At 52.4% G+C, this 25651-nt stretch carries 23 protein-coding genes; 7 read left to right on the top strand and 16 right to left on the bottom strand.

Features of this window, described 5'->3' with window-relative positions; genetic code table 11:
* Positions 1–22: 22 nt before the first annotated feature.
* Complete coding sequence (gene pepN, locus ELY33_RS05210) at positions 23–2653, bottom strand: aminopeptidase N (protein WP_126944964.1); 2631 nt, start codon at positions 2651–2653, stop codon at positions 23–25.
* A gap of 168 nt (positions 2654–2821) precedes the next feature.
* Entirely contained in the window at positions 2822–3307 is a 486-nt protein-coding gene (locus ELY33_RS05205; RefSeq protein WP_126944961.1) for a YajQ family cyclic di-GMP-binding protein, read from the bottom strand.
* A gap of 214 nt (positions 3308–3521) precedes the next feature.
* On the opposite strand from ELY33_RS05205, the gene cobO reads away from it, so the two are divergent.
* Positions 3522–4121, top strand: coding sequence for a cob(I)yrinic acid a,c-diamide adenosyltransferase (gene cobO / locus ELY33_RS05200; RefSeq protein ID WP_126944958.1), 600 nt, complete (start codon positions 3522–3524; stop codon positions 4119–4121).
* 134 nt (positions 4122–4255) lie between these two features.
* On the opposite strand, the gene ELY33_RS05195 is transcribed toward cobO, so the two are convergent.
* The 11 genes from ELY33_RS05195 to ELY33_RS05145 form a co-directional block, all read right to left on the bottom strand.
* Positions 4256–5551, bottom strand: coding sequence for an adenylosuccinate synthase (locus tag ELY33_RS05195; protein ID WP_126944955.1), 1296 nt, complete (start codon positions 5549–5551; stop codon positions 4256–4258).
* On the bottom strand, positions 5551–6744 hold the full coding sequence (locus ELY33_RS05190) for an ATP phosphoribosyltransferase regulatory subunit (RefSeq protein WP_126944952.1): 1194 nt from the start codon (positions 6742–6744) through the stop codon (positions 5551–5553). Before ELY33_RS05190 ends, ELY33_RS05195 begins: the two co-directional genes overlap by 1 nt.
* A gap of 195 nt (positions 6745–6939) precedes the next feature.
* A complete protein-coding gene (gene hflC, locus ELY33_RS05185) occupies positions 6940–7824 on the bottom strand; it encodes a protease modulator HflC (RefSeq protein WP_126944949.1) in 885 nt (294 codons plus the stop codon).
* Positions 7825–9105, bottom strand: a complete 1281-nt coding sequence (gene hflK / locus ELY33_RS05180; protein ID WP_126944946.1) for an FtsH protease activity modulator HflK — start codon at positions 9103–9105, stop codon at positions 7825–7827.
* A 164-nt stretch (positions 9106–9269) separates the two neighbouring features.
* The gene (hflX, locus tag ELY33_RS05175) at positions 9270–10580 is read right to left on the bottom strand and encodes a ribosome rescue GTPase HflX (RefSeq protein WP_126944943.1); all 1311 of its coding nucleotides are present in this window, start codon (positions 10578–10580) and stop codon (positions 9270–9272) included.
* Positions 10581–10620: 40 nt separating this feature from the next.
* Positions 10621–10869: an RNA chaperone Hfq gene (gene hfq / locus ELY33_RS05170; RefSeq protein WP_030072211.1), complete on the bottom strand. Its 249-nt coding sequence runs from the start codon at positions 10867–10869 to the stop codon at positions 10621–10623.
* A 151-nt stretch (positions 10870–11020) separates the two neighbouring features.
* Positions 11021–11959 carry a tRNA (adenosine(37)-N6)-dimethylallyltransferase MiaA gene (gene miaA / locus ELY33_RS05165; protein ID WP_126944940.1) on the bottom strand — a complete coding sequence of 313 codons (939 nt, stop codon included), beginning with the start codon at positions 11957–11959 and terminating at the stop codon, positions 11021–11023.
* Positions 11960–12020: 61 nt separating this feature from the next.
* Positions 12021–13961 carry a DNA mismatch repair endonuclease MutL gene (mutL, locus tag ELY33_RS05160; RefSeq protein ID WP_422822283.1) on the bottom strand — a complete coding sequence of 647 codons (1941 nt, stop codon included), beginning with the start codon at positions 13959–13961 and terminating at the stop codon, positions 12021–12023.
* Between the two features lie 22 nt (positions 13962–13983).
* Positions 13984–15501 carry an N-acetylmuramoyl-L-alanine amidase gene (locus ELY33_RS05155; protein WP_126944937.1) on the bottom strand — a complete coding sequence of 506 codons (1518 nt, stop codon included), beginning with the start codon at positions 15499–15501 and terminating at the stop codon, positions 13984–13986.
* On the bottom strand, positions 15492–15989 hold the full coding sequence (gene tsaE / locus ELY33_RS05150; RefSeq protein ID WP_126944935.1) for a tRNA (adenosine(37)-N6)-threonylcarbamoyltransferase complex ATPase subunit type 1 TsaE: 498 nt from the start codon (positions 15987–15989) through the stop codon (positions 15492–15494). Before tsaE ends, ELY33_RS05155 begins: the two co-directional genes overlap by 10 nt.
* A gap of 11 nt (positions 15990–16000) precedes the next feature.
* On the bottom strand, positions 16001–17494 hold the full coding sequence (locus tag ELY33_RS05145; RefSeq protein WP_126944932.1) for an NAD(P)H-hydrate dehydratase: 1494 nt from the start codon (positions 17492–17494) through the stop codon (positions 16001–16003).
* Positions 17495–17588: 94 nt separating this feature from the next.
* On the opposite strand from ELY33_RS05145, the gene queG reads away from it, so the two are divergent.
* Complete coding sequence (queG, locus tag ELY33_RS05140; RefSeq protein ID WP_126944930.1) at positions 17589–18707, top strand: tRNA epoxyqueuosine(34) reductase QueG; 1119 nt, start codon at positions 17589–17591, stop codon at positions 18705–18707.
* A 7-nt stretch (positions 18708–18714) separates the two neighbouring features.
* On the opposite strand, the gene orn is transcribed toward queG, so the two are convergent.
* Positions 18715–19308, bottom strand: a complete 594-nt coding sequence (orn, locus tag ELY33_RS05135; protein ID WP_126944927.1) for an oligoribonuclease — start codon at positions 19306–19308, stop codon at positions 18715–18717.
* Positions 19309–19454: 146 nt separating this feature from the next.
* Between orn and rsgA the strand changes: the two genes are divergently transcribed.
* Genes rsgA through asd form a run of 3 tightly spaced genes read left to right on the top strand, consistent with a single transcriptional unit; the run spans position 19455 to position 22201 of the window.
* Positions 19455–20474, top strand: coding sequence for a small ribosomal subunit biogenesis GTPase RsgA (rsgA, locus tag ELY33_RS05130; protein WP_126944924.1), 1020 nt, complete (start codon positions 19455–19457; stop codon positions 20472–20474).
* Between the two features lie 37 nt (positions 20475–20511).
* Positions 20512–21354 carry a sulfurtransferase gene (locus ELY33_RS05125; RefSeq protein WP_126944921.1) on the top strand — a complete coding sequence of 281 codons (843 nt, stop codon included), beginning with the start codon at positions 20512–20514 and terminating at the stop codon, positions 21352–21354.
* 10 nt (positions 21355–21364) lie between these two features.
* Entirely contained in the window at positions 21365–22201 is an 837-nt protein-coding gene (asd, locus tag ELY33_RS05120; protein ID WP_126944918.1) for an archaetidylserine decarboxylase, read from the top strand.
* Positions 22202–22296: 95 nt separating this feature from the next.
* Here the strand turns inward: asd and epmA are convergent, their stop codons facing one another.
* Together epmA and efp are read right to left on the bottom strand one after the other, a co-directional pair.
* Positions 22297–23277, bottom strand: coding sequence for an EF-P lysine aminoacylase EpmA (gene epmA / locus ELY33_RS05115; RefSeq protein WP_126944915.1), 981 nt, complete (start codon positions 23275–23277; stop codon positions 22297–22299).
* A 165-nt stretch (positions 23278–23442) separates the two neighbouring features.
* Positions 23443–24009 carry an elongation factor P gene (gene efp, locus ELY33_RS05110; RefSeq protein WP_009721928.1) on the bottom strand — a complete coding sequence of 189 codons (567 nt, stop codon included), beginning with the start codon at positions 24007–24009 and terminating at the stop codon, positions 23443–23445.
* A gap of 119 nt (positions 24010–24128) precedes the next feature.
* On the opposite strand from efp, the gene epmB reads away from it, so the two are divergent.
* Together epmB and ELY33_RS05100 are read left to right on the top strand one after the other, a co-directional pair.
* Positions 24129–25151: an EF-P beta-lysylation protein EpmB gene (gene epmB, locus ELY33_RS05105; RefSeq protein WP_126944913.1), complete on the top strand. Its 1023-nt coding sequence runs from the start codon at positions 24129–24131 to the stop codon at positions 25149–25151.
* 249 nt (positions 25152–25400) lie between these two features.
* A partial coding sequence (locus tag ELY33_RS05100; protein ID WP_167470044.1) for a helix-turn-helix domain-containing protein occupies positions 25401–25651 on the top strand: 251 nt, incomplete at its 3' end.

Below are 25651 nucleotides of genomic sequence, written 5' to 3'. Positions count from 1 at the left end.
ATGGTTAATTCGCTGGCATACCTTATGCCAGCGCTTTCTCAACAACTTCGAATACATTGGACGACAGTGGTTCCCGCTTAATACGTACGAGCTCATCGCGCATTAACTGTTGACGCTCTTCATCGAAACGCTTCCAACGCGTTAACGGTGTTACTAGCCTTGCGGCTATTTCAGGGTTTAGGCGATTTAGCTCAATCACCACATCGGCTAACAGCGCGTACCCCTTACCGTCTAAGCGGTGGAAATTAACCCGATTCTGAGCGAATGCACCTATCAGCGCGCGCACTTTATTAGGATTTTTAATTGAAAATGCAGGATGCTGCATTAGATATTGAACACGTTCTAGGACGTCTGACTGGGGGCGAGATACCTGGATGGTAAACCACTGATCCATGACCAATGGGTCGTGTGCCCATTTTTCACCAAAGGTTTTCAATGCAGGTGATGCAATATCATCACGATCGCTATGTACCAATAAGGTGAGCGCATGCCGAACATCCGTCATGTTATGTTCTGCTGCGAACTGGATTTCGCTAAGCTCAATACCCTCATTGTCCTCAATCGACATTAAATAGGTTAATGCAACGTTCTTGAGGCTACGCTGGGCAATCTGCTCAGGCGTCGGCGCGTAGGGCGCTTCGCTCTGGTTCGCTTTATACACGGCGACAAATTCATCACGCAGCGCAACGGCTAACGACTGACGCACAAATTCCCGGGCGGCGTGTATCGCATCCACATCAACAATAGGCTGCTGCTCGGCAACATAGGCTTCAGAGGGTAGGGTCAGCATTTCAGCAAGCACTGCTTTGTCGCTCATAGAACCAGTAAGCAGTGTTCTAAATGCTTCAACAACACGGCTGTCCATGACCTTTTCAACACCATTACGATGCGCCGCGATCAGATCGTCTAACGCCAGCATAGCAAGCCGCTGTCCCGCATCCCAACGATTAAACCCATCGCTGTCATGAGTCAGCAAAAACGCAAGGTCTTCCCGTGAATAGGGAAAGTGAAGTTTTACGGGCGCGGAGAAATCGCGCAGTAGTGAAGGAACAGGCGCTTCAGCAACATCAGTAAAGATAAACGTCTGTTCATCTTCAGTGAGATGAATGACAGCGTCTTTACCAAGCTTCTCACCTGACATTGTTAATGTCAGGTCCTGCCCCGACTTAGTTCCCACCAGCCCCATGCGCACGGGAATGTGCAGCGGCAATTTATCTGATTGTCCGGGGGTCGCGGGGGTACGCTGACGCAGGGTAAGGCAATATTCTCCGTGAGCGTAATCGTATTCGCCGTGCGCATCAATTTCGGGGGTGCCGGCCTGAGAGTACCACCGCATAAATTGGCTAAGGTCCGCACCGGACACCTCAGCCATGCAGCCAACAAAGTCTTCGATGGTCACTGCCTGCCCATCAAAACGCTCAAAATAAAGATCGGAACCACGACGGAAGTCTTCCCAACCCAGCAAATTACGCAGCATGCGGACAACTTCTGCGCCTTTTTCGTAAATTGTCAGGGTGTAGAAGTTGGTGATCTCAATAAAGTGGTCTGGCCGAATCGGGTGCGCCGTAGGCCCAGCGTCTTCGGCAAACTGAGCCGTGCGGAAAAACGAGACGTCTTGGATGCGCTTAACGGGGGCCGAGTTGGTATCCGCGGAAAAACACTGGTCGCGAAATACGGTAAACCCTTCTTTTAAAGAGAGCTGGAACCAGTCACGGCAGGTCACTCGATTGCCCGACCAGTTGTGGAAGTATTCATGGGCAACGATACCTTCCACATTTTGAAAGGCGGCATCTGTCGCGGTATTCGGATGAGTGAGTACCGCAGCGGAATTAAATATATTAAGCCCTTTGTTTTCCATTGCCCCCATATTAAAGTCATTCACCGCCACAATCATAAACAGATCAAGATCGTATTCACGACCGTAAGTCTGCTCGTCCCATATCATGGCGCGCTTGAGAGAGGCCATCGCATGCTCGGTCTTATCTAAGTTTTCTTGCTCTACCCAGAGTTGTAGCGTCACATTGCGACCGCTCGTGGTCTCGAAATAATCTTCCACCTTATGCAAGTCACCAGCGACTAAAGCAAATAGATAGCAGGGTTTCGGATGGGGATCTTCCCACGTCGCAAAGTGGCGGCCATTTTCCAGCGCACCCTGATCAACAGGATTGCCATTGGAAAGTAGCACTGGTTCACTGGTGGCGTTACCAATCACCGTTACTTTAAAGGTGGCCATCACATCAGGACGATCGGGGTAGTAAGTAATCCGCCGAAAGCCTTCTGCTTCGCACTGGGTGCAATACATGCCGTTAGATTGGTAAAGCCCTTCTAATGCGGTGTTGCTGCTGGGAGCAAGCTCTACCTCACTTTCCAGGGTAAACGCCTCTGGCACATCTGCTATACGCAGCGCCTCATCTGTTAGCTGATACGCAGCCTCAGACAGAAGGTTGCCATCTATGGCCAGTGATATCAGCGTTAGATGCTCTCCGTTAAGCACTAACGGCGCCTTTGCATCAGCACCTGGATGACGCTCTATTTGCAGATGTGCTTTAACACGGGTTGCGGCAGGGTCAAGATCAAACGTCAGCTCGGTATGGGTAACTTGATAGGCGGGCGGCTGATAGTCGCTTAAATAAACCGGCTGCGGATCAGACATAGTGCGTGACTCCTTGAGCTTATAAATTATTTAATGAGGCAGCGATGCACGCTGCGCCATTCATTACTGTCAATTTCCTACTGCTGTTAATTTCCTACTGCTGTTAATTTCCTACTGCTGTTAATTTCCTACTGCTGTCAATTTCCTATTACGGTTAATCGGAGAAAATTAATCACGGAAGTTATCGAACTGTAGCGGTAGTTCGGGGCCCTCTTCGCCACGTAATAGCGCCATCACGCTTTGTAGATCATCGCGCTTCTTACCCGTAACGCGCACTTTTTCGCCTTGAATTTGAGCCTGTACCTTCAGCTTACTGGCTTTGATACGCTTCACCACATCTTTGGCTTCTGCCTGGTCAAGCCCTTGCTTTAGAACGACTTCCTGACGGGCCTTCACACCCGACAACATGGGGTCTTGAATATCCATACAGCGGGCATCGATACCTCGTGCGATCAGTCGACTGCGCAACACATCAATCATTTGCTTTAACTGGAAATCAACCTCAGCTTCAAGCTGAACTTTCTCTCCTTCAAGCGCGAAGCTGGCGTCGACACCTTTAAAATCAAAGCGTGACTGCACTTCACGGTTTGCTTGGTCGACAGCATTGGACGCTTCGTGCTGATCAAACTCTGACACAATATCAAATGAGGGCATGACATGATTCCTAGTAAGACATGACCCACTATTCTAGAGCAGCTAGCCCCCAACCGGCCAATTTCTTACATAATGTGTCTCGACACGGCGGCCCAAAAACCTGGACAACACCTATAACTAGCTATACAAGAACTAATCTTAGTAATGTTAAATTGTTGCTGGATGGATTACCCTAGTCGCTACTGAATTAACTCCCTGCCGATGGATACTTACCATGAACGATCGCGATGCACGTCACAAAGCGTCGATGGAAAAACTAAAAGCCCGCGTTGATGAGAAAGTTGCTAACGCTACCGAACAGCGTGGGCTATTACTGATAAATACGGGAAATGGTAAGGGTAAAACCACCGCTGCATGGGGTACTGTCACCCGTTCCCTTGGCTATGGTTACAAAGTCGGTGTCGTACAATTTATTAAGGGATTATGGGAGTGCGGTGAACGCAATCGATTGGAAGAAGACTCAAATCTCAGCGTTGCCATCATGGCCACAGGCTTTACCTGGGACACTCAGAACCGCGACGCTGACACCCAGGCTTGCCAAGAAGTATGGCAGGAGGCTGAGAAAATGCTTGCAGATCCAGACACCTATTTAGTGGTACTGGATGAAATCACCTACATGTTGAAGTTCGGTTACTTAGATATTGATACGGTTAAGCAAGCACTTAGCAACCGCCCGCAAGAACAAACGGTGATTATTACCGGACGCAATGCTCATCGCGACTTGATGGCAATGGCGGATACCGTGACAGAGATGCAAGAAGTGAGACACGCTTTTAACAATGGCCTGCAGGCACGTCGCGGTATCGATTTTTAGTGCCGATATGATGGTTCGTTCGCTAAGGAATTCGAAATAAAAAGAGGGGCGAATTGATCGCCCCTCTTTTTTTAGCCACCTAGTTTTTTTCAGCCATCCACTTACACTGGCATGGTCTAACTAAACATGCAGGTTTAGCCGTCAAACGGGTTACGCAACACAATAGTCTCAACACGGTCAGGGCCTGTTGAAATAATGTCGATGCTGATACCTACCTGCTCTTCTAAGAAGCTAATGTAAGCACGTGCGTTAGCCGGCAAATCTTCAACCCGTTTAACACCCAAGGTAGATTCTTTCCAGCCTGGTAGATCCTGGTAAAGCGGCTCAACTGCTTCATAGCCTTCTGAATCCACTGGATTATCCAAAACATCGCCATCTTTACTGCGATAGCCCACGCAGACACGGATATTTTCCAGGCCATCTAGAACATCAAGCTTAGTTAAGCAGATACCAGAGACCGAGTTGATCTGTACCGCATGACGCAACGCTACGGCATCAAACCAGCCACAACGGCGCGGGCGGCCAGTGGTTGCACCGAACTCATGTCCACGCTCGGCTAGATGACGGCCATGGTCGTCAAACAACTCTGTCGGGAATGGGCCAGAGCCAACGCGAGTAGTGTAAGCCTTGGTGATACCCAATACGTAATCTAGGTAAAGCGGGCCAACACCTGAGCCGGTAGCCGTTCCGCCAGCCGTGGTATTGGAACTAGTGACGTAGGGGTAAGTACCGTGATCAATATCCAACAGCGAGCCTTGAGCACCTTCAAATAGAATGTTCTCACCGGCTTTGCGAAGATCGTGGACCATACTGACAGTGTCGGTGACCATTGGCCGTAGCTCTTCGGCCATCTGCATCGCTGTATCCAATACTTCCTGGAAGTCGACTGGAGGTTCACCGTGATAGTTGACCAGTACGAAGTTGTGGTAGTCCAGTACCTCACCAAGCTTCGAGGCAAACCGCTCGCGGTGAAGCATATCGCCTAAACGTAAACCACGGCGTGCAACCTTATCCTCGTAAGCAGGCCCGATGCCACGGCCAGTGGTACCGATCTTAGCAATACCGCGCGCTTTCTCGCGCGCTTGATCCAAACGCACATGGTAGGGCAGGATCAACGGGCAAGCGGGTGACAAACGCAGGCGCTCACGTACCGGCACACCCTTTTCTTCAAGCTCACGGATCTCTTTCATCAGTGCTTCAGGCGATAACACAACGCCATTGCCGATCACACAGGTTTTCCCTGGACGCAGCACACCGGAGGGAATCAGGTGAAGAACGGTTTTCACACCGTCAATAACCAACGTATGGCCTGCGTTATGACCGCCTTGAAAGCGCACCACTGCTGAAGCTGACTCGGTGAGCAGGTCAACAATCTTGCCTTTACCTTCATCACCCCACTGGGTACCCAGGACTACGACATTCTTACCCATTATGTACTCGTCTCTTGTGTCAGGGCCGTTGTCTGCCAACGACCGTCAATAAACTCAAGACGGCGGTCACAACTGTGTTCCGCCGGCCCAGTACGCTGCTCAGGCAGCGCTTGTATCACCCGTTCCCCCTGCTCACGCAGCTTGGCAATAGCAGCGTTAAGCGACTCTTCTTCTTGGGCAGGCGCCCAAACAGCACCCCGGCTGGGTGACACTAACGCCAGCGTAGCTAATTGTTTCAAGTCCATAGAGAAACCAGTCGCCGGTCGTGCACGACCAAAAGCGCGGCCAGTGTCATCGTAGCGTCCGCCTTTGGCTAATGCATGACCATAGCCAGGCACATAGGCAGCAAACATCATACCGGTGTGGTACTGATAACCACGCAACTCCGCCAAATCAAAATAAAGCGAAACATCAAAACGCGCCAACACACCTTTATAAAGCGCTTCTAACTGGTCAAGTGCCGCCATCACCGGTGCAGGTGCACCGGCAAAACGTTCTCGAGCTTGCCTTAATACACTTGCATCACCGTGCAGCTCACCAAGCGCCATTAACATATCGGCCAGAGCGGGATCACTGACACTGCGATGAACCAGCTCAGCTAATTGGCCAGGGGACTTCAGTGCCAGTGCTTCAAACAGCGCCCGCTCTTGCTCATCGCTAAGCGCGGCTGCCTCAACTAGGCCACGATAAATGCCAATGTGACCCAGCGCCAAATGAATTTCATCAGCACCCGCTGCTTTTAAGCTGGCCAGTGCCAAATGAATAATTTCACCGTCTGCCTCTAAACCAGCGTGACCAAACAACTCGACCCCGACCTGCACAGGGCTGCGCCCCCCCTGATGCTGGTCGGCTTTGGCACGCAGCACATTCGTGCAGTAACACAACCGAACCGGCCCTTGGCGCTTTAGCGAGTGAGCATCCATACGTGCCACCTGAGGTGTCACATCAGCAGATGCCCCCATCATTCGGCCCGTTAGCTGGTCAGTTATTTTAAACGTCTGAAGATCTAGATCGGTACCGGTACCGGTAAGCAAGGAGTCTAAAAACTCCACCGGTGGTGGCATTACTTGGTCGTAGCCCCAGCAATGGTAGAGATCAAGCAGCGCACGGCGCAGCTCTTCCATGCGGCTTGCCTGAGGCGGCAGCACCTCATCCATGCCGTCGGGCAACAGCCAGCGGTCAGCGATGGTCATGTGAACAATCCTGCGAGACAATGAAGGCCCAAAACTAGCTACATTATGACGCGTTTTTAGCGTTCATAGGCAAGCGCTAGCGAAATAAGGGCCACAAAAAAACCGGGCGACGCCCGGTTAATTAAGTCTATCACGTTTGCGCGCCAGATGAACCCCGCTAGGCCTTCATAACCTAGCGAGACTGGGCACAATCAACTACTCAGCGCTGACAGGAGTTGGACTGCGCAGATAGCGGAAGAAATCGCTATCTGGCTCAAGAACCAACATATTGTTATCACTTGCAAAGCTTTCACGATAGGCGTTTAAGCTGCGCCAGAAGGCGAAGAATTCCTGATCCTGGCCATAGGCCTGAGAGAATATCCTGGCAGCTTCTGCGTCACCTTCACCGCGCAGCGTTTCAGAACGCTCGTTGGCCTGGGCAAGCAATACTTGGCGACGACGATCCGCATTAGCGCGAATACGCTCAGCTTCTTCCTGGCCTTGCGCACGCCATTCACGGGCTTCACGCTCACGTTCTGAACGCATCCGCTCGAATACCGCTGCTGAAACGTCTTCTGGCAAGTCGATACGCTTGATACGGATATCACGAATAGCGACACCCAACTCTTCACGCATCAACGAATCAAGGTCAGCAGTCGGCCCAGTCATCAGGTCATCGCGTCGTTCAGCGATAATTTCCTGAAGGTTCAAGCGACCAAACTCATTACGTAAGCTTTCATCTACACGGGGTTGAATCAGGCGTATCGCCATTAACTCGTCGCCCGCTGTCGCCTCGTAGTAACGCGTAGGATTGATCACCTGCCATTTGACATATGAGTCAACGATCACCGCTTTCTGCTCAAGCGTCAGGTAACGGCTGGTGTCAGTGTCAAGTGTCAGCAGACGCGTATCAAACTTGCGGATCGTTTGTGCGATCGGGACTTTGACGTGCAGCCCTGGCTGAATATTTTCTTCGATGACTTCACCAAAGCGGAGTTTCACAGCCCGCTCGGTTTCATCCACTACATACAAGCTATTACTAGCTAGCCAAGCCACAGCGGCCAAGCCACCTACGATTAGCAGGGATCGATTATTAATCATTTAGCGGCCCTCCCTGCGAATGGGACTACTGGATGACGAGGATGGGGAACTACCTTGGTTTCCCCGCATTGAATCCAACGCTCGCGGATCGATTGACTCACCGCTACTGCTATTAGTGGTATTACTGGAAGAAGTGTTTCCACTATTCGAGCTTGCGCCGCGTATTTGATCCAACGGCAAGTACATCAAGGGAGCATTTTCGCTTACATCCAGTAAAACTTTGGAGGTATTGCCAAAGACTTCTTCGATCGCATCCAAGTACATACGCTCACGCATAATATCTGGCGCGTTGCGGTACTCAGTTAACAGCGAGTTAAAACGGTTAGCCTGACCTTGCGCTTCAGCAACAACCGATTCTCGATAACCTTGGCCCTGCTCAACTACACGCTGCGCTTGACCTTGTGCGGCTGGGATAATGGCATTGGCATAAGCCATGCCTTCGTTGATCGTACGCTGACGATCTTCCCGGGCGCGAATAACATCATCGAACGCATCGATAACCGGCGCTGGCGCTGAGGTTGACTCAATGTTAATGGTCTGTAGACGAATACCGGCACCATAGGCATCCAAATAGGATTGGAGTCGGCTTGACACAGAGCTACCAAGAATCTCACGACCAGAGGTTAAAATATCAATCATGTCAGTGCCGCCAACAACGTGACGTAAAGCTGAATCTAACGCATTCTCGATAGAGAGTTCGGGATCGCGTAGGTTCAATACAAAGTCTCGCGGGTTGGCCACTTGATACTGAGCAGAAATTTCCACTTCAACAATGTTTTCGTCCCGCGTCAGCATGGACTGCGTTTGTGAAACTGACCTAACACGGGTCACATTCACCATACGAACATCGTCAATTAGCGGTGGATTCCACTGTAGACCAGGATCTACGATGCCTTGATACTCACCAAAACGCAGCACAACACCGCGTTCAGACTGGTCTACCAAGTAAAAACCAGACGCTGCCCAAATGGCTAAAGCAACAATAACAAGCAGCCCCGGAAGCGCAAAAGAGTTACGCGGTTTACCACCGCCGCTTTTACCACTCCCGTTACCGCCATTGCCTTTTTTGCTACCACCACCAAGCATTCCGTTTAACTTGTCTTGGAATTTCTTTAGTGCTTCGTCGAGATCGGGAGGACCTTGATTCTTGCCACCATTGTTACCTCCACCATTGTTGCCTCCACCATTATTTCCGCCGCGATCACCGTCGTTGTTACCACGTCGGCCACCACCGCTCCAGGGGTCGTGCTGGTTGCCACCACCGGGCTCATTCCAGGCCATACTTCTTCTCCACTAAGGTGTTCACCTGCACTTAGACTTGCCGTTAGCAAGGCCGGTGCTTTTAATATTGTTGCTATATAAATCTTGTACCATACTTCTACCGAACGTTACACACATCTAGGCTTACATATACTCAGATCTACATGCGCACGGCGTCCGATTGGTTACCATTCGTCAATTTCGCGTAATGCAACAGGCAAGTAGGTATTGGCACGCTCACCAAGCTGAGCCATCAACTGGTTAAAGTCGCGTCTGGGCAAACGCACGTCTAAAACAGACTGCCCTTGCTCATCAAAGTATTCGTTACGAACAGCATTCAACTCATGCAGGCCAGCACGAAGTTTACCCTGTTCCGGAAATAGGGTAAGTGAAAAGCCGATAACATCATTTGCTAAACGCTCGGTTAGCGCCTCATGAAGCAAATCAAGACCCTGCCCCTGTTGAGCAGAAAGCCACACAACATCAGGCACACCCTGGCCGTCGCGCTCAATGCGCGGCGCACTGTCTAACCGGTCGATTTTATTCATGACTTTGAGAACCGGCACGCTATCAGCGCCTATCTCTTTAAGCACACGATCAACTTGTTCGACGTTAACATCACGATCAGGGTCAGCAGCATCAATTACATGTACCAGTAGAGATGCTTCTGCGGCCTCCTGAAGCGTCGCCCGGAAAGCTTCAACCAATTTGTGTGGCAAATGGCGAATAAAGCCTACCGTATCGGCTATAACAACAGGGCCAACGTCTTCAATTTCAAGACGACGAAGTGTGGGGTCAAGCGTGGCAAATAGCTGGTCAGCCGCATAAACCTTGGCATTGGTAAGCGCATTAAACAGCGTCGATTTACCAGCATTGGTGTAGCCAACTAATGAAACGCTATGGATTTCAGCCCGCGAGCGAGCGCGACGGTTTTGATCACGTTGGCTGCGTACTTTATCCAGCCGCTTATGAATAGACTTGATGCGCCCGCGTAACAAACGACGGTCGGTTTCTAGCTGCGTTTCGCCAGGGCCGCGTAAACCGATGCCACCCTTTTGGCGTTCTAAGTGGGTCCAACCGCGTACTAGACGAGTGGACATATATTCAAGCTGGGCAAGCTCCACCTGCAACTTACCCTCATGGGTGCGTGCCCGTTGCGCGAAGATATCGAGTATTAAACCAGTGCGGTCAAGGACTCGACACTTGAGTTCATGCTCAAGATTGCGCTCTTGGGAGGGACTTAAGCTGTGGTTGAAGATCACCAGTTCTGCTTGGTGAGCCGCGAGCAATGCTCGCAACTCCTCCAACTTGCCTGACCCGATAAACGTTCGGGAATCAGGACGCTGTCGGCTAGCGGTGAGTAATGTCGCGGGCTCTGCGCCAGCAGAGCGCACGAGCTCTAAGAACTCACCCGGGTCTTCACGTGCTTGCTCGTCATGAAAATCGACGTGAACAAGAACTGCCGTTTCACCGGCATCTGGGCGCTCAAAAAACAATCAATACCTCGTGGACTCTCTAGCTATCTATCCAGCGGTGTTAGATGTCCGCGTCAGGCGCGGCTGGATCTTGTACCGGCAAGCGCACGTTGCGCGAAGGCACTACCGTAGAAATAGCGTGTTTATAAACCATCTGACTGACGGTATTGCGCAATAGAATGACAAACTGGTCAAATGATTCAATCTGGCCCTGCAATTTAATGCCGTTAACCAGAAAAATAGAGACCGGAATGCGCTCCTTGCGCAAAATGTTCAGGTACGGGTCTTGAAGGGACTGCCCTTTGGACATGTTGCTCTCCCTAAAACTGTCGTTGGGGTTGGTTATAAATGGCGCGCCCTACTGGTGCTGCGCCGCAATCTTGTTGCCCGAAAGGCCTGGGGCTGTCAAAAGAGCCAGCCAGCCACTCGAAAACACTTGCTTACGAACTAACTATCTTACGCTAAGCACTGCTTTCACGCACGAATTTCAGCACCTTATCCAACACGTCGGGCTGCTGCGAATCTACCCACATAAGCGATGGCCAACTCCTTAGCCACGTAAGCTGTCGCTTAGCGAGCTGCCGAGTTGCTATCACGCCACGCTCAATTAATTCATTTTCGTCGTATTTACTGTCTAAATATTCCCATACTTGACGATAGCCAACACTCTTCATCGCTGGCAAGTCAAAATGAATATCAGGACGTTTTTTGAGGGCGGCAACTTCATCTATCAAGCCCTCAGCCAACATTGTTTTAAAGCGCAAAGCAATGCGGCTGTGTAGCCATTGGCGATCACTTGGTGCTAACGCTATCGACATCACACGCCAGGGAAAGATTTCAGGCTGCTGTTCCGCCCATAGCTCGCTCATAGGACGCCCACTTACATAATACACTTCAAGCGCACGCATCAAGCGCTGTGGATCATTGGGATGAATTCGTTGCGCTGAAACACTATCTACCTCAGCCAACATTCGATGCAGCGCAGCTAACCCTTCATTCTGCTTAATAGCTTCCAACTGCTGGCGTACGGTGGCATCGGCAGCAGGCAAGTTAGCAACGCCTTCTGCCAGACGCTTGAAATAGAGCATCGTCCCACCGACCAATAATGGCACGCCGCCTGCCGCGCTGATTTGCCGCATCTCATGCAGCGCATCTTCACGAAAATCAGCCGCCGAATACGGCTCAGACGGATCGCGAATATCAATAAGCCGATGCGGTGCACGTGCAAGCTCCGCAGCACTTGGTTTGGCACTACCAATATCCATTCCGCGATATACCATCGCGGAATCTACGCTAATCAACTCATGCCCTAGCCGTTCATGAAGGGCCATCGCCGTGTCTGTTTTACCGGCTGCTGTAGGTCCCATTAAAAAGATCGCCCAGGGGCGTGTGTCAACCATCTGTTCTCAGCACTCCCTTCGTTATTTTTACTAACAGACCGCGCAGCTATTGACCGCGCAGCTATTGACCACGCAAGAACAAGCGGTCGAGTGCCTTCATGCTCATTTGCGTCCAGGTTGGGCGGCCATGGTTGCACTGATCGCTTCGCTCTGTCCGCTCCATATCTCGCAGCAGGGCATTCATTTCATCAATGGTTAAGCGCCTATTTGCTCGGACACTACCATGGCACGCCATGGTCGATAGCAGCTCATGAATACGCGCTTCTACCTGGTGGGTTCGCCCGAACCGTGACAGCTCTTCAAGCATTTGACGTATCAGAGCGTCTGGATCTGCCTGGGCTAGGAGCGCTGGCAATTGTCGCACTAGCAACGTTTCAGGGCCCGCCACATCTAGCTCAACGCCAAGCTTTAAAATCGCGTCGCGCTCGCTTTCCGCTGTTGCCACTTCAGCGCGGCTTGCCGCTAGGGAGACGGGCACCAGCAACGGTTGCGTATCAATCCCATTCGCTGCAGCCAATTGATTTTTCATGCGTTCATAAACTATTCGCTCGTGAGCGGCGTGCATGTCGACCAGCACCAACCCCTGCGCGTTTTGCGCCAAAATATAAACACCGTGCAATTGCCCTAGCGCAAAGCCCAGCGGAGGCGCCGTGGTCGCATCATACTCGGGCATTGCCAGCGGCGCTTCGCGCACTTCTGTTGCTTTTGATGCGCTGATGCTTGGCGCACTCGGCTGCGGCGTTAACAGTGATTCTTCATGATCTGGGTGCAGCGCTTGGTAGCCCTGCATAAAGCGACGAACTCGCTCTGCCCCAGGATGACGCTCGGGGGATTCAGATAGTGCCATGCCCTGCTGTTGCCAGCGAGGCGCTGGCGTTTGTACCTCGGCCTCACCGGCATTGCCCGTGGCATCAGCTGTGTCGCCGGCTGCACCACCTTCATGCTCATGAGACGTGCTCTGCGCTACTTCATCAGGCTTAGAAGAAGCGAGACAGTGGTGCAAGCTAGAGTAAAGAAAGTCATGCACCATGCGTCCATCACGAAACCGTACTTCATGCTTGGTGGGGTGTACGTTGACGTCGACAACATCTGGGTCGAGCTCCAGGTAAAGCACAAACACTGGGTGGCGACCGTTATACAACACGTCCCGATAAGCCTGACGAACGGCATGAGCCACTAAACGGTCGCGAACGACGCGACCATTAACAAAAAAGTATTGCTGATCCGCCTGGGAGCGTGAATGCGTGGGCAAGCCGACCCAACCACTGATACGCAACCCACCCGCCTCTCGCTCAATGTAGCGGGCATGCTCAATAAAGTTTTTACCCAACAGAGAAGCGATGCGCCGCTCGCGTGCAGCTGGCGTCACACCTGGTGGTAATTGATGAACCACTTTCTGGTTATGTCGAAGCACCCAGGCTATGTCGTAACGTGACAAGGCCTGGCGGCGAAAAGCCTCTTCGACATGGGCAAACTCTGTTTTTTCGGTGCGTAAAAATTTGCGCCGCGCAGGGGTATTAAAAAACAGATCCCGCACTGCGACACTGGTACCGCGGGGGTGTGGCGCAGGCGTTACCCGCGCGTCCATACCCCGCCCCTCGGCAACCACTCTCCATCCTTGGCGAGGGTCTTCTTCAGCATTAGAGATGAGCTCCAGTCGGGAGACAGAACTAATCGAGGCCAATGCTTCGCCACGAAACCCCAGTGAACTCACGCCTTCTAAATCTTCGAGGCTATTGATTTTACTGGTCGCGTGGCGCGCAAGAGCCAAAGGCAGATCGTGTTCGCCAATGCCAATACCATCATCCCGCACTTTAATCAGCCTAGCACCGCCTTGCTCTATCTCTATTTCAATTCGCTGACTGCCAGCATCAATGGCGTTCTCAATTAACTCCTTGGTCACTGATGAAGGGCGCTCGACAACTTCCCCCGCGGCGATTTGGTTCGCCAACCGGGGGTCAAGCACATGAATACGCGCTGGCGAAGAGATCAATTCAGACAACCGTCACCTCTGAAACTTATGATCATGAACGTGGAATGCGTAGCACCTGACCGACTCGGATAACGTCACCGTTAATGTCATTGGCTTGCTTAAGCTGGTTCACCGGCACGCCATGGCGTACTGCAATAGCTGACAGCGTATCACCCGACTGGATACGGTATTCGTTACCGCTCGGGCGACGCTGATTATCGCGCTGCCAGGCCAATAGGCTCGCTGGCGGCGGATTACGTTCAAAGTGATCACGCAACCCGTTAAAGATGGCCGCTGACAACCCACGCTGATGAACCGGGTCGCGCAGGCGGCGCTCTTCATCAGGGTTAGAGATAAAGCCAACTTCAATAAGTAGTGACGGAATATCCGGCGATTTCAGCACCATAAAGCCAGCCTGCTCAACGCGAGATTTATGAAGGCGATTGATGCGACCTAATTGATCCAGCACTTGCCCTCCGATAGACAACGAATCGTTCAATGTTGCCGTCATCGTGAGGTCTAGCAACACACCTCGCAGCACTTGATCTTTGTCGCGCAGGGAAAGGTTGCCATCGACGCCGCCAATCAGGTCAGAGCGATTTTCGCTATCCGCAAGCCATTGGGCCGTTTCAGACGTTGCACCTCGCTGGGAAAGCGCATAAACAGAGCTTCCCTGGGGCCTCGGACTCGTAAAGGCATCCGCATGTATCGATACAAAAAAATCAGCCTTCTGATCCCGAGCTAGCTGGGTACGCTGGCGAAGGCCCAAATAGTAATCACCATCCCTGATGAGTATTGCTTTAAAGCCATGGGTACCATTTACCTCTGCCGCCAAGCGTCGAGAAATTTCCAATACAACGTCTTTTTCTCGAGTTCCTGCTGGTCCAATCGCGCCTGGGTCTTCCCCACCATGCCCTGCATCAATCGCGATAATAATATCTCGCTGCGGATGCGGTTGGGCGGGCTGAACCTCGACAGGTCGCTGCGGCTGAGGCGGTGGTGCCTCGTAGGCCACCTGCTCTTGAGGCTGAGACGGGACTTCTGCCTGTACCTGAGCCTGAGCTTGGGCCTGCGTGTTTGCCCGTTGAGCGAGTATCTCTTGATCACGAATCATCGCTTCGATGGGATCAATAGGGTTTTCAACCGCACTTTCGCCCGGGTACTCAAGATCGACAACCAAACGATGGCCATACTGATCGTTTGGCGGCAATGAAAAATGACGCGGAGATATTTCACGATTCAGCTCTAGAACAACGCGAAGACCACCGCCGTCTCTAATACCTGTTCGCACTTCAACTATGGCACTACCGTCCAGCGGTAGCGTAGACACATCGGTATCTAAGTGACTTTCATCAAGGTCAATCACCAACCGCGACGGGTTCTCAAGTGAAAACACATTCGCGTTCGCAGCTGCCGTAAGATCAAACACCAAACGCGCATGATCTGGAGCTGACCATAGCCGCATACTCTCTACCGTCGCCGCCTGCAGAGATGAAGCGCTAGCCACCACAAGAACACAGCCAAGGGACACGTTGCGTGCCAGGTAGTTTAGTGCGCTTTTTATAGCCATTGAATGACACCACTTTCAAGCTGTTCACTGCCACACTTACTCACCATCTCGCTGATCACCCGTTCACCCAAGTCCGTTTCTGCGCTTAGCGTAACCAAACGCCCAGAATCCATCACTTCCAGCGCCACTCGCAAATCAGGGGCGGGGAGCCAACCTTCTCCTCGGCTCGGCCACTCAATTAAACAGAGTGCTTCATCGGCAAGCACATCTCGCCCGCCGATAAACTCAAGCTCTTCTGGGTCTGCTAAGCGATACAGATCTAAATGATAAATTCGCTGCGCTCCCAGCTCATAGGGCTCTACCAACGTGTAAGTAGGGCTTTTAACCGCCCCTTGATAGCCGTAGGCTCGCAATATGCCGCGGGTTAATGTTGTCTTTCCTGCGCCTAAGTCGCCCTCTAAATAAACACGCCCGTGACCTTGCAGCGCTTGCCCCAATGCCTCACCGAAGGCAACGTGGGCCATTTCATCATTCAATTGCACTTGCATGTAGGCCGCCTTCACGGGTTAATTAAGACTCGTGCATAGGATGCCAGATCACTTGCCAGCAGGCCACGTTCACCCGTTGTTTTAGCCGCTTCATCGCCTGCCTGAGCATGCACCATTACCCCAAGCCATGCGCCACGCTCTATATTGTCGCTCTGAGCCACCAGCGTGCCTAGCATGCCGCTAAGCACATCACCCATACCACCACTGGCCATGCCGGGGTTGCCATAAGGGCATATAACCAACCCGCTAGGGCCAGCCACTAAACTACCCGCACCCTTTAAAATCACCACGCCGCCGCGCGCCCGCTGCAAGGCTCGGGCTGCCGCCGGGCGGTCAGCTTGAATATCCGCAACTGAGCAGCCCAACAACCGAGCTGCCTCACCTGGGTGAGGAGTTAATACCCAATTATCACGACGTACATCGGGCCAGCGACTGGCTAATAGGTTTAGCGCATCCGCATCAACAATAAGTGGCACATCTGTTTGCAAAGCGCTCTGCAATATCGCCTGTCCCCAAGCCCCCTGCCCCAACCCCGGCCCAACGACAATCACATCCGCCTGGGAAGTTAGCTGGCCTGCATCGGCACCTCCGCGAAGACCATGAGCCATTACTTCAGGGCAGCGCATCAAACTTGCAGTCACATGCTCGGCGGCCGTTGCCAAGCTAACTTTACCGGCACCTAAGCGGGCGGCCGCTTGAGAAGCAAGCAATGCCGCTCCACCAAACCCCGGCGCGCCCCCCATTACCACTACATGCCCCAGCTCTCCTTTATGGCTAATGCGAGAGCGCGGCGCAAAAAACTCCTCAAGAAGGCCATCGTCCAAACGCCATGCGCTTGGCGGTATATCAAAAAATGCCTGCGCCTTAACACCCAGCGGACGAAAGTCAATTTCACCGGTATACGCAGGCGCGTCACCAGTATGAAGGCCAATTTTATCGCCTATAAACGTCACTGTGCAGGCAGCATCAACGGCTAGCCCCATGACAGCTCCTGTATCAGCTGAGATCCCAGAGGGAATATCCAGCGCTAACACAGGCTGATGCGACGCATTAATCGCCTCCATCAGCTGCTTTATTTCTCCGGTAACATCACCTGACAACCCGGTACCCAGCAAAGCATCAACGATTACCTCGCCAACCAGCGTGGTGTTTGGCTGCCACTCATCCAGGCCAACGCCCGCTGCCGACGCTAGCTCAGCCGCACGCGCAACATCCCCCGTCAACGCGTCTAAGGGCCTAAGTGAGATACGCTGCACTTTAAGCCCAGACTGCATGGCCAACGCCGCGAGCACGTGACCATCACCGCCGTTATTACCGCTGCCGCATAGCACCGTTACACTTCGTGCTTGCGGCCAGCGGGAGCGGAAGCTATGCCATGCACTAGAGGCCGCACGCTGCATTAAGGCAAAACTTTCAATGCCGCCAGCAATCGTCCGCCGATCAAGCTCACGCACTTGAGCTGCCGTATAAAGGGGGCGTAGCGAGGAAGTACTTAACGTGGGCACGATCTCTCCTTAATCTGGTTACGATGGGCGCTAGTGTGTTGATTACCAATTATGCGTTAGCATAGCGCGCTTAACGCGCTACTGTTGATTTACCATGCAAAGTTTCACCACCTTTTCACTGTCTGATGATGACCTAACGCGCCTTGCGAGCCTAATCAAGACCTGGGGCCGGGAGCTAGGTTTTCAGCAAGTAGGCATTACAGACACCCAGCTAGCGGTGCATGAAACCTATCTGGATGCCTGGCTGGAAAACGGCTACCACGGTGACATGGGCTTTATGGCGAAACATGGCACCAAACGCACTCGCCCTGAAGAACTCGAACCTGGCACCCAACGAGTCATCAGCGTGCGCATGGATTATCTACCTGCAGAAGTAGAAAGCACCAAAGTACTTGGTCAACCTAGTCGCGCCTATGTTTCACGCTACGCGCTAGGACGCGACTATCATAAATTAATGCGCAAGCGGTTGGCGCAGCTAGCTAAAAATATTGAGCAAGAAGTTGGCGCCTTTGGTTATCGCGCATTTGTAGACTCTGCCCCCGTGATGGAGCGCGCCCTAGCGCAAAAAGCAGGCCTTGGCTGGTTTGGTAAAAATGCCATGTTGCTTAATCCCAAGGCTGGGTCGCTTTTTTTCCTCGGCGAGCTGTATACCGACCTGCCGCTTCCTGTTGACGAGCCGTTTACTCAGGAGCACTGTGGCAGTTGTAGCGCTTGCCGCACCGCCTGCCCAACCGGCGCCATTGTAGACGATAAGGTCGTCGACTCTCGCAAATGCATTTCTTATCTCACCATTGAACTACATGGCGCGATACCGACTGAGTTTCGCCGCGCCATGGGTAATCGTATCTACGGTTGCGACGACTGCCAGCTGGTGTGCCCTTTCACCCGCTTCACCCGCATTACCCAGGAAGATGACTTTGCGCCGCGCCATGACCTTGACCGCGCTGAACTTATTCACCTGTTTGCCTGGGGCGAAGACGAGTTTCTGGACAAAACTGCAGGCAGTCCTATTCGGCGCATTGGCTACGAACGCTGGCTGCGCAATCTCGCCATTGGCCTGGGCAATGCTCCCTGGAGTCGCGCCGTTGAGGCAGCCTTGTGGTCACGAAGAGCCTACCCAAGTAGCTTAGTGCGTGAGCACGTTGCTTGGGCACTGGCTGAACAGCGCCTTAAGCAGGAAGCACGCATTGAAACTTCGCTTATCTCGGAATAAAGGAAGCCTATTCCTCTTCATCTTTTGCCGTCTCAAGGCGCAAAAACGTGCTGCGATAATGAGCCAACTCAGCAATCGACTCCTTAATATCATCCATCGCTAAGTGGACATTTTGCTTTTTAAATCCTGCTAACGCGCCCGGGTTCCAACGCTTTGCCAACTCCTTAACCGACGACACATCCAAATTACGGTAATGGAAAAATGCCCACAGGGCCGGCATTTCACGCTCTAAAAAACGCCGATCCTGGTGAATACTATTGCCACACATAGGCGATGACCCAGCAACCACATAACTGCGCAGAAAATCGAGCGTTTGCTGCTCGGCATCAGCGGTAGTCGCGGTACTCGCTTTGACACGAGCAACCAGCCCGCTTTCACCATGGGTTTTTTGGTTCCAATCGTCCATTTGTGCTAACTGGCTATCGGGCTGTTTCACAGCAATCACCGGCCCTTCCGCCACTACGTTCAAATCAGCATCGGTAATCAGTGTTGCCACCTCTATGATGCGCTCTTTATTAGGGTCAAGGCCGGTCATTTCCAAATCTATCCATACCAACAAATCATCTCGCGGTGTGGCGTTATCAACAGTTTGTTCGCTCATTACATTCATTCCTCATCCATTACCGCCACTTAATACGGCGATTAGAGTAAAAGTGTGGCTTATATTGCCTTAACCAGCACCCAACACGGGACAGTAGACTGCCCAGGTGAGTACAATGCCACTATTGTACCGAGCATCAGGTGGTCATGAGCAAACGTAAATTAAGTCGCCAGCAACAGTGGCGAGTCGATAAAGTCCAGGCAGAACGTGCTCAACGTGCTGAAAAGCGCGATGTGAAAGACGCAGAAAAACTTGCTGCTGGCGAATATGGTGACGAACAACCGGGCCGGGTAATGGCTCATTTCGGGCGGACATTAGAAGTACGCGATGCGGACGGCACACCCGTGCGCTGCCATCTTCGTGCCAACCTCGATGGTTTAGTTACCGGTGACCGGGTAATTTGGCGAGCTGGTCAAGAGGGTTCCGGCGTGGTGGTGGCCCGCGAAGAGCGCGATAGCGTGCTCAAGCGACCAGATCCGCGGGGCCAGCTTAAACCAGTAGCAGCCAATATCGATCAATTACTGATCGTATTTGCGGTTGAACCCGCTCCTCACCCCAATTTAATTGATCGATATTTAGTTGCTGCTGAAGCCACGGGCATTGCGCCCGTGCTTGTGCTCAATAAAACCGACTTGCTGCCAGCAGACGGTGGTAAGTTGGGGCAATTGTTAGAGCGCTATCGGTCCTTGGGCTACACCGTGGTTCGAACCACCACTGCTCATGAAGCTGGCCTAGATGAACTACGCCAGCAGCTTGAAGGGAGAACATCGGTGTTTGTCGGCCAAAGCGGCGTTGGCAAATCGTCCCTGATTGATCTACTGCTACCCGATGAAACCTTACGAATTGGCGCATTGTCAGAAGACTCACGTAAGGGTACTCACACCACTACCACCGCTCGACTTTATGCGATGAGCAGTGATGAAGTGACTGACGGCGAGCTGATTGATTCGCCAGGTATTCGTGAATTTGGCCTGATCCACCTTGATGAACAGGAAGTCACCGATGGGTTTATTGAGTTTCATCCGTTTATTGGCCACTGCCGATTCCGAGATTGTCGTCACAGAAACGAACCGGGCTGTGCTTTACTCGAAGCAGTAGAGGCAGGCAAGATTCATCCAGAACGTTTTGCCAGCTATCGACGCATTCTCGATAGCCTAACTGCTTAATTTTATGACGTTAATGTCTAGGAATAGGGAGCTTTAAATGAGCACCACCAGCCACTCGTCGGAAACCAATCTACTGCCACTAGTTGTTGAACCAGAGCAGCTTCACGAGCACCTGGATGATCCGCAACTGCTGATTATCGATGTACCCGCCAATGGTGATAGCTATCGCCAAGGTCATGTGCCGGGCGCTATTTACCTTGATTTCCGTTACCTAATGCGTGGCGAAGGACCGGTGCCCAATGATGTGCCCAGCACTGAATTTCTCTCGCAGCTGTTCAGCGCACTTGGCCTCACCCGCGATACTCACGTCGTTGCTTATGATGATGAAGGCGGTGGTTGGGCGGCAAGGCTGTTATGGACACTGGAGCTGATCGGCCACACGCGTTATTCCTACTTAAATGGCGGGATCCATGCCTGGAGGGACGCCGGCTTAGAAGAAAGCACCGAACCTACCGCCCCAACATCAAGCGAATATCGAGCTGAAATTCTTAATCCGCATGCCCTAATTACTTGCGACGAAATCAAACAAAAGCTCAAGGATAAACAGTTCGCTGTGTGGGATGCCCGATCCAAAGGTGAATTTGATGGTGACAAAGGCAACAACAAGCACCTTGGCCATATCCCCGGCGCGGTCAATATGGACTGGCTTGACGCCATGGACCGCAGCCGCGCACTTCGTATCCGCGATTATGCTGAGCTAATGACCGAACTAGGCGCGCTCGGCCTAACGCCAGAAATGGAAATTGCCACTCATTGCCAGAGCCATCATCGCAGCAGCTTCACGTGGTTAGTCGGCAAAGCGCTAGGCTTTAATATACGTGGCTATGCAGGCTCTTGGGGCGAATGGGGCAACCGCGACGACACACCGATTGAGAAGTGAAGATATTACTGTGACCCTTTCCCAAAAAGCGTTTTCCCTCATTCAATACCCGCTGCCTCACCATGCGCTTTCGCGTTTAATCGGCAAACTCGCCCAGTGCGATACCCCGTCGGTGAAAGACAAGTTGATTAAGACGTTTATCAAACGTTTTGACGTGGATATGAGTCAAGCGCTGGAACCGGACCCCACTGCTTACGCAACGTTCAACGACTTCTTTACGCGGGCGTTAAAAGCCAATGCCCGCCCGTTGGGTGAAGGCCTGCTAAGCCCAGCTGATGGCACATTGTCACAATTCGGTCGTTTACAGGCAGGCCAGTTAGTACAAGCAAAAGGCCATACATTTTCTGCCCAAACCCTGCTAGGTGGCGACAGTGCGCTAGCCGAAGAATTTATGGGCGGCAGTTTTGCGACGATTTACCTCTCCCCTCGTGATTACCACCGCGTACACATGCCGAATTCAGGTACGTTACGCGAGATGATCTACGTGCCAGGGCGGCTTTTCTCGGTCAATCAGGCAACCGCTAACCACGTGCCAGGGCTATTTGCCCGCAACGAACGCTTGGTGTGTATTTTTGATACTGAGCACGGCCCAATGGCCATGGTATTGGTAGGTGCGATGATCGTCGCAGCAATCGAAACTGTTTGGGCAGGCCAAGTGACGCCGCTGTCGGGCCACCCTCAGCGCATGCGCTTCGGACAACCCATCACGCTTGAAAAAGGCGCTGAAATGGGCCGTTTCAAGCTTGGCTCAACGGTCGTGATGTGTTTTGCCAAGCCGGTGGCTTTCGAAGACAACCCGCTAGGCGCCAAGGTACAGATGGGCCAAACGCTCGGCTCAACACCTTAAATCCAAACTCCAACGCACACGTCTCAAACTAACGGTGATTGTTAGAAGCAAACCTCTGGCAAACGTAACGAGCGCAATCGTTAATCAGAGGTTTCTCAGCAATTAGGTGTTGAAAAGGTAAGCACCTCTTCAAGGCGTGTTTTTCCCAGCGCCAGTTGGATAAGACGATCTAAGCCCAGCGCCACCCCTGCGCTTTCCGGCATCCCATGATGCAGCGCGGCGAGCAGTTGCTCATCACAATCCACTTCTGGCAGACCTAAACGGCGACGGTCGGCATTGTCTTCACTGAAACGCAGTCGCTGCTCCTCAGCATCAATCAGCTCGTCATAGCCATTTGCCAGCTCAATACCGTTGAGATAAAGCTCGAAGCGAGAGGCGACCCACTCGCCGTCGGCATCTTGATGGCGACGCGCCAGAGCCGCCTGGCTGGCGGGATAATCCACAACAACGCTTAGTTCGTTTTTACCAAGCATTGGCTCAATCACCATGCTCATTAATAGGTCCAGACAGGTATCACGCCCCTCATCCGCTAACGCGTACGCAGACATTTGGCCACGCTCTGCAGCCAAAACCCGTAATGTGTCAATAGACGTCGTAAAGGGGTCAAGTGCCAAATAAGTATGAAACAGCTCTCGGTAGCGATAGTGAACCACTGGGCCTACAAAGCTAGGCAGTACGCTGGCCACCAGCGTGGTCGTCTCATCAATCAGCTGTGCCAAGCTATATCCAGGGCGGTACCACTCGAGCATGGTGAATTCGATATTATGTCGACTGCCAATTTCACCATCGCGGAAACTTTTAGCGAGTTGAAAGATTGGCCCGCTGCCTGCGGCCAGCAGGCGCTTCATATGAAATTCTGGCGACGTTTGCAGCCACAGTTTACGCTGGCCTTTATCAGTACGCGCCATACTAAAGAGCGAGATGAGGTGCACATCGGTGCTTCCACCCTGCCCTAAAACCGGTGTCTCCACCTCCAACACACCACGCGCAGCGAAAAAGGCACGTACTCCAGCGATTAAACGTGCACGCTCGCGCAACGTTTCAATGCTTGCCGTTGGCTGCCAGTTAGCCGTCATTAACGTCTCTCCTGAAAACGTCTCTCCAATATTATAAAGCCACGCATGGCTACCTCGTGGCTTTATAAAATAGATACTGCACGGCTAACTAACCACCGGTCACTCAAGCTACGCTTAAAACCGAGAATCGCTTATGCCCTAGAAACATTTACGCTCAAGAAACGCTTATGCCCTAGAAACATAGTCGCCAGAACGCGTATCAATTTTCAGCACTTCACCCTGGTTGATAAACAACGGCACGCGAACAACAGCACCCGACGACAGCGTTGCAGGCTTTGAACCACCTTGGGCAGTATCGCCTTTCAAACCTGGGTCGGTCTCAACCACTTCTAGTTCAATAAAATTAGGCGGCGTAACGGATATCGCCTTATCGTTCCACAAAGTAATAATGTAAGGCACCTGTTCCTTGAGCCATTTTTCAGTATCGCCCAACGCTTTCTTTTCTACGGCATACTGCTCGAAGGAACCATCGGTCTTCATGAAATGCCACATATCACCGTCGGTGTAGAGATACTCCATCTCCAAATCCATGACATCGGCACCTTCCAGCGAGTCACCGGATTTGAAAGTACGCTCACCAACGCGGCCCGTCATCAAGTTACGTAGCTTAACGCGATTAAATGCCTGCCCCTTACCCGGCTTAACCAGCTCGTTTTCGACGATCGAGCAAGGGTCGCCGTCGAGCATTACTTTCAAACCGCCCTTGAATTCATTGGTAGAATAGTTCGCCATGATGCCTCTCAGTGTTTTATTTCAGTAACGTAATGCGCGAAGCTATGCCTCGCCGTTGATAATGTCGTAGTAAGCGTCGTTTAATAAGTGCGCGCATGATAACCCGAAGGAGGGCTTTTTTGCAGGAGAACATTATTATCGCTGATAAGCGCCCGTCTACCCAGGCTTCCGCTTCATGGCAGCGGCAGCTTTCCCAAGCGATTCGCGACCCGGCTACCTTGTGCAAGCGCTTGAGCTTGGACGAAAGCTGGTTACCTGGTGCTGCCACTGGGCATCAGCTGTTTGAGATCTGTGTTCCCGACGCCTATCTTACGCGCATTGTACCCAACGACCCCAATGACCCGCTGCTCCGCCAAGTACTTCCGGTCATCGATGAAGCCTCGACACCGCAAGGTTACGTCACCGACCCACTTGAAGAAGCGGAACACCAACCCGTTAAAGGGCTCATTCATAAGTACGCTGGCCGCGTGCTGTTAATTGCCAGTCCCGCTTGCGCAATCAACTGCCGCTACTGCTTTCGCCGCCATTTTCCCTACAGCGAGAGTTCGCCGTCCAGGGCACAGTGGCAAGAAGCGCTAGATTACCTGCGTGCCGACACCAACCTTCACGAAGCGATTCTTTCTGGCGGTGATCCGCTGGCCGCCAGCGACAAGCAACTAGCCTGGCTTGTGGAACAGCTTGAAGGCATTCCGCACCTTAAGCGGCTGCGCATCCATACCCGTTTGCCCGTAGTGATCCCCGACCGGATTGATAGTGCGTTTCTTGGCTGGCTAGCGGCGACGCGTTTGCAGAAAGTGGTGGTGCTTCATATCAACCACCCAAACGAGATCGACCAAGCGGTCATCGATGCCTGTACACGCTTAAAACAAGCGGGTGCCACCTTGCTGAACCAAAGCGTGTTACTGCGTGGAATAAACGATAGCGTGAGTACGCTGGCCACCCTGTCTGAACGCCTGTTTGAAGCGGGGGTGCTGCCTTACTACCTACATGTAGTCGATCCAGTACAAGGTGCCGCCCATTTTGACGTCCCCGATGATGAAGCCAAAGCGCTTGTTAAACAGTTGCTTGAACATTTGCCTGGTTTCTTGATGCCTCGGCTCGTCAGAGAGATACCCGGCAAGGCCAGCAAGACGCCGCTGTGAGCTCACTCGGTTGGTCGCTGATATTCACATTTCATGTTGGTGCGCCGGGTTTAACAACGCACCAGCAGGTTGCAATTCATGGCTAAGAGAAACCAAAGCAGCTCCGAAAACGTTTAAAACGCAACCCCTTTATCGACAAGCGCGGAATACTCCATCCAAGCCACTGCATTGGGTGGCGATGAATAGCGCGGCGTCCGCAGGACGCCTTGTGCATTGCTTTCTTACATAAATTAGGCTAATTTGTAAGATATGAAAACCGAACGCGCTTTCAAATACCGCTTCTATCCAACGCCCGAGCAGGCCGCCCTGCTGGCGCGGACGTTTGGGTGCGTGCGGTTTGTTTGGAATGCGGTGCTACGCTACCGCACCGATGCGTTCTACGAGCGCCAGGAAAAGGTTGGCTATAACGACGCCNGCGCGTTCTTAACGCAGTTAAAGAAGCAGCCGGACACGGCCTTTCTGGCCGACGTCAGTTCGGTGCCGCTGCAACAGTGCTTGCG

Origin of the sequence: Vreelandella andesensis, from assembly GCF_003989795.1 — a bacterium.
Classification (GTDB): domain Bacteria; phylum Pseudomonadota; class Gammaproteobacteria; order Pseudomonadales; family Halomonadaceae; genus Vreelandella; species Vreelandella andesensis.
Note: the sequence above shows the minus strand (reverse complement) of the source record. Positions and strands in the feature narration are given on the sequence as shown.